Genomic DNA, 2,253 nt, shown 5'->3' with positions numbered 1-2,253 from the left:
GGCCGGCCCTTGACCGCGTCGAGGGCGTTGCCGACGAGGTTGATCAGCACCTGCGACAGGCGGATCGGCTCGAACACCACCCACTGCGCCGCCGGGTCGAGATCGGTCGTCACCCGCGCCCCCGCGTCGCGGATGCGGGCGGAGAGGATCGCGAGGCTCTCCGAGACGGCCACGCCGACATCGACCGCGACCCGTTCCGTCCCTGAGCGGCGGGAGAAGCTGCGCAGCTGGCCCGTGATCTTGCCGAGCCGGTCGACCAGGGAGACGATGCGGGCGAGGTTGGCCGCGGCCTCCGCCTCCCGTCCCTGGCGCAGGAAGGCCGAGGCGTTGTCGGCGAGCCCCCGCAGGGCGGCGAGCGGCTGGTTCAGCTCGTGGGTGATGCCCGCCGCCATCTGGCCGAGCGTGGCCATCTTGGCGGCCTGGACCAGCTCGCCCTGGGTCTCCCGCAGGTCGCCCTCGGCACGGGTCCGCTCCTCGATCTCCCCCGCGAGCCTGAGATTGGCCGCGCTCAGGTCGGCGGTGCGGGCCGCGACCTTGGCCTCCAGCTCGCGCTGCGCCGCGCGGTTCTCGCGCACCCGCCGCAGGTGCTGGCTGCCGTAGAGGCCGATCAGGCCGAGCACGACCAGCGTCAGGATCGCGCCGACGCGGGCGCTGCGCCCGGCGATGGCCACCGGCGCGGCGTCGGCGAAGAGCAGCAGCGTCCAGCCATAGGCCGACACCGCTTTCTCCTCGAACAGGGCGCGGCTGCGCGGCACCACCTCGGAATGCTCGACCAGGGGCGCGCCGCCGACCGTCTCCGCCCGGCCGAGATCGATCGGCGGGTAGGTCTCGCGCCCGTACTGACGCGTGCGCGCCATCTGCGCGCGGGCGGCCTCGTCGAGGGGTTTCGTCGCGTGGAACTTGAGGGCGGGGTCGGAGGCGAGGAAGACGATGCCGTTCTCGTCGGCGACCAGCACGCGGTCGGTGCCCTCGCGCCAGATCGCCTCCAGCGGATCGAGGCTGACCTTGGTCGCCACCACGCCGCGCACCGCGCCGTCGATGATGACGGGGGCGCTGATGAAGTAGCCGGGCACCCCGGTCACGGTGCCGATGGCGTAGAACCGCCCGGTGCGCCCCGCCCGCGCTTCGGTGAAGTAGGGCCGGTAGGAGAAATCCTGGCCGACATAGCTCTGGGACGTTTCCCAGTTCGAGGCGGCGATGGTCAGGCCCGAGGGGATCAGCAGGTAGACGACGCCGCCCCCCGCATCGCGGCTCAGCCGCTTGAGGTAGGCGTTGACGGTGGCGACCTGCGCCGCGTCGTCGGGCGCGGCCAGCACCTGCCGGACCCGGGGGTCGAGGGCGGCCGCCGCCGGCAGGAAGCCGAAGCGCTCGATCGCGCCCTCCAGGGTCTGCGCGTAGATCTCCGCCCGCTGGCGGGCGTCGGCGGCGAGGCTCGCGGCCACCCGGTCCTCGGCCACGTCGCCCGCCTTGATCACGACGAGGAGAGCCGCGACCGCGAGGGCGGCGAGGAGCAGGACGCGCACGGCCTTGGCGCGAGGGAACGGGATCACTCTCATGGATCAGACGGGGCTTTGCGCCGCCGCCGTAATGAATGGCGGGCGGGCTCGGAGCCTAACATGTCGGCGTCGCGCTCTGGATTGCTTCGCCTGCCGGCTCGCAATGACGGAAAGGCAACGCATGCTCCGTCATTGCGAGGCAAAGCCGAAGCAATCCAGCGGCACGCCGGCGGCCGATCTCGCGCCGCGGCCTGGAAAGCCGCGGCGGCGAGGCTCAATCCGTCGTCAGCCCCTTCATCTCCACCTCTTCGAAGCGGTGCTGCTCGGCGGTGACGAGGGCCGAGAGGTCGCGCTTCAGGGCGTTGAAGGCGGCCGAGGCGCTGTCGCGCGGGCGCGGCAGCTCGACCCGGATGTCGCGCTTGATCGTGCCGGGGCGGTAGGTCAGCACCACGATGCGGTCGGCCAGATAGATCGATTCCTCGATCGAGTGGGTGACGAACACGATGGTCTTGCCGGTCGCCGCCCAGATGCGGAGCAGCTCGTCCTGAAGCGAGCGGCGAGTCAGGGCGTCGAGGGCGCCGAAGGGCTCGTCCATCAGCATCACCGGGCTGTCCAGCGCCAGAACGCGGGCGATCGCCACCCTCTGGCGCATGCCGCCGGACAGGTCCTTGGGGAAGCGGTCGCGGAACTCGGCCAGCTTGAGCATGTCGAGGAGTTCGGCCACCCGCGCCTCGATCGCGGCGCGGGTGGCCGAACT

2 protein-coding genes are annotated in these 2,253 nt (G+C 72.0%); both read right to left on the bottom strand.

The annotated features are described in order from the left end of the window. The coding region (locus tag MFF42_RS01575) for a sensor histidine kinase (RefSeq protein WP_306423464.1) at window positions 1–1,547 on the bottom strand (1,547 nt) is incomplete at its 3' end. Between the two features lie 223 nt (window positions 1,548–1,770). Next, on the bottom strand, window positions 1,771–2,253 hold a 483-nt coding region (locus MFF42_RS01570), incomplete at its 5' end, for an ABC transporter ATP-binding protein (RefSeq protein WP_238253985.1).

It is taken from the genome of Methylorubrum podarium, from assembly GCF_022179745.1.
Classification (GTDB): domain Bacteria; phylum Pseudomonadota; class Alphaproteobacteria; order Rhizobiales; family Beijerinckiaceae; genus Methylobacterium; species Methylobacterium podarium.
This window is presented reverse-complemented; position numbering and strand designations above follow the sequence as displayed.